The 3130-nt window shown below is 63.9% G+C and carries 2 protein-coding genes; one reads left to right on the top strand and one right to left on the bottom strand.

Annotation, left to right across the window (positions count from 1 at the left end; translation table 11 throughout):
• Positions 1-1009, bottom strand: a 1009-nt coding sequence (locus tag AX735_RS00630) for an ABC transporter transmembrane domain-containing protein (protein ID WP_446471761.1), incomplete at its 3' end; no start/stop codon positions are given.
• A gap of 281 nt (positions 1010-1290) precedes the next feature.
• On the opposite strand from AX735_RS00630, the gene AX735_RS00625 reads away from it, so the two are divergent.
• Complete coding sequence (locus tag AX735_RS00625) at positions 1291-3048, top strand: hypothetical protein (protein WP_156447379.1); 1758 nt, start codon at positions 1291-1293, stop codon at positions 3046-3048.
• Positions 3049-3130: the final 82 nt, after the last annotated feature.

Genomic DNA, 3130 nt, shown 5'->3' with positions numbered 1-3130 from the left:
GGTCGAACATCGCCGCCATATCCACCAGCCCCTGGCGGATCGTGCGATAGACCATGCCGAGCAGGTCGAGCGGGCGGAACAGCTGCATCAGCAGCGTGTTGACGAGCACCAGATCGCCGACGGTGAACTGCCCCCGGCTCCAGCCCCAGATGGTATAGGCCATTGCGCCGGCCATCATCAGGTTGGTGATCAGCGACTGGCCGACATTGAGCAGCGCGAGCGAGTTTTCGGATTTGACCGCCGCATTGGCATAGGTGCGCGCGGCATCGCCATAGCGCTTGGCCTCGCGTTCCTCGGCGGTGAAATATTTGACCGTCTCGTAATTGAGCAGCGAATCGACCGCGCGGGCGAGCTGCTTGCCATCGAGCGTGTTCATCGCCTCGCGCAGATGGTTGCGCCAGTCGGTGATCTTGCGGGTGAAGACGATATAGATCGCCACCATCGCCACCGTTGCCAGCACCAGTCCGAAGCCGAAATTGATCCAGAAGATCACCAGCACCGCGATGAGTTCGAGCACCGTCGGGGCGATGTTGAACAGCAGGAAATAGAGCATCACGTCGATGCTCTTGGTGCCGCGCTCGATCACCTTGGTGACCTCGCCGGTGCGGCGGGCGAGGTGAAAGCGCAGCGACAGCCGGTGCAATTGCACGAAGACGTTCTCGGCGAGCGTCCGCGTTGCTTCCTGGCCGACGCGTTCGAAGACCACGTTGCGCAGATTGTCGAACAGCACCGATCCCAGCCGCGCCGCGCCATAAGCCAGCACCGCGATGATCGCCGCCATCGCCATCGTGGTGCCGTCGATTGTCATCCGGTCGACTGCGGCCTTGTAGGCAAAGGGCATGGAAAGAACCGCCGCCTTGCCCAGCAGCACCATCAGCATCGCGCCGCAGATGCGCAGCTTCAGATCGGGCCGGTCCGCTGGCCAGAGATAAGGCAGGAATCGTCCGAGCGTCTCGCGCATGGCGGGCGGCGGCGTTCGATCGGCAGAGGAGGGGGTTTGCGGCGGCATGCTATGCCCTCGATAGGGGCGATGGTCGTCGGTTCCAACCCCTTGGCAACAAAAACCGCAATCGCCGATTGGACTGGTTGTTACCCGTAAAATGCAAGTTTTTCAGTGCTTCCGGCCATTTTCATGTCACGTTCGATTGCAAAGTTACATTTCGGCCTATATCCTCATGGAAGCAAACACGGACAAGATAACGGTTCCGGGCGCTTCATCCGTTGCTATCGACAATCCGCCAGCCCTGAAGGGATGACACGCAGGTGAGTGCGCAACCTGAAAGAAGCGCATTGCAGAATGAACTTGGTCTGGTGATGCGCTCGCCGGAGTTCGTCCGCTCACCCGTGTTGCGGCGTTTGCTCGAATATCTTGTCGAACAGACACTTGCGGGCAACGGGGAGCGGCTCAAGGCCTATCAGATTGCGGTCGACGGTCTGGGCCGCGACGACAGCTTCGATCCGCAGAGCGACAGCTATCCGCGCGTGCAGGTCGGGCGGCTGCGCAAGATGCTCGAACTGCATTATGCCGGGTTATCCGCGCAGGAGGCCGCAGGCCGTCATCGCATCGTCATTCCGGTCGGGCGCTACAATGTCGAGCTGGCGCCAATGGCAGAGTCGGCCGCCACCGCTCCGGTCGGAGCCGGGCCTCAGTCGCTGCCGAACCCGGGAGGCAATACAGGCGCCTTCGGGGGCGCTGCAGGTGCGGGAGATATCCAGGGACACGCCCGCTCGCAGGCATCATCCCCGCCGCCATCGGGGATCGACCGGGGCTGGATCCTCTGGGTGGTGCGCATCCTGCTGCTGCTCGGCCTTCTCTACGTCATCTGGTTGCTGGCCAAGCCGGAAACCGCCAGCGAAGAGGCTGCACGGCGCGACATGCGCGGCCAGATTGCGCATGTCACGATCCTGACCGAGCCGGCGAGCGGCAATGATGCGCTCAACACCGCCGCGCAGATTGCCGAAATGCACTTGCAGCGCTTCGAGATGGTCGCGGTGACGAGCGCGGCGCACGAGGATGTCAGCGAGACGGAGAGGGCGCGCGCGTACCAGCTGGTCGTACGCGGCAGCAGTGCTGGTCCTGGAGCGAATGCGCCGATCTTCCTCGCGCTTCGCCACAAGGCGAGCGGGACGACCTTGTGGTCCTATGAGATAAACCATGACGGCACCGAGATCGCGGCGCCGGATGTCGAGCAGGCCATCGGGAACGGCATTTCGGAGGTCGCGCGTTCGGGCGGGGTGATCATCCAGCATCAGCGCAAGCTGCTGGGCGGCGACACGTCCCCCGGTTATCCCTGCCTGATCGCCTATGACAGTTTCCGCCAGAGCCGCGATCCCGCGGAGCGGGCCGCGGTGAGCCAGTGCCTCGATGCATCGGCAAAGCTGTTCCCCAACGAATCGCTGGTGCTCCAGGCGCAATCGTTCCTCGAACTGTCGCGGCCGCGCGGCAAGAGCATGGTGCCGCTGACCCCGACCGCCAGGGGGCGTGATCTTGCAGAAGCTGCGTTGCGCAATAACGGAACATCGGCGCTGGCGCAGATCGCGGTGGCGCGCTCGGCCTGGGCGCGGGGCAATTGCCCGCGTGCGATCGCCTTTGCCCGCCGTGCGATCGAGAGCAATCCGCTCGAGCCCGACACGCTGGGTCTTGCAGGCAGCCTGCTCATGGCATGCGGCGACTATCCCGGCGCCGAACCCGTGCTCGAACGCGCGAGCGCGCTGAACGAACAGCCCGGGGGCTATCAGATCTCGTCGCTGGTGATCACGCGCGTCATCAACGGCAAGCGCCCCGAGGCGCTGCAGCTTGCGCTCAGCGCCGAAAAGCCCGAACTGGAGACGCAGCCCAATTTCCTGCTCGCGCGCGCGCTTGCACTCGCCGCCAACGGCCGTGTTGCGGAAGGCCGGGCCGATTGGCGCGCGCTCGAAAAGCTGGTGGGTGCGCCCTCCGGGGCCCCCGCTTCCGATGTGCTGGCGCGGTTCACCATTTCGCCCTTCTTCGCACGTCGCATGCAGGCCGAGGCCGAGGCGACCGGGTTGGTACCTTCGGCAGGCTGACGCGCCTGCAATCCCCGTACAGCGCCGATCCCGATTAATGGGAAATTTTCCCAATAGTCAGCATTCATTCATGTTCTGCGCA

Source organism: Blastomonas sp. CCH1-A6 (assembly GCF_001556365.1).
GTDB lineage: Bacteria > Pseudomonadota > Alphaproteobacteria > Sphingomonadales > Sphingomonadaceae > Blastomonas > Blastomonas ursincola.
This window is presented reverse-complemented; position numbering and strand designations above follow the sequence as displayed.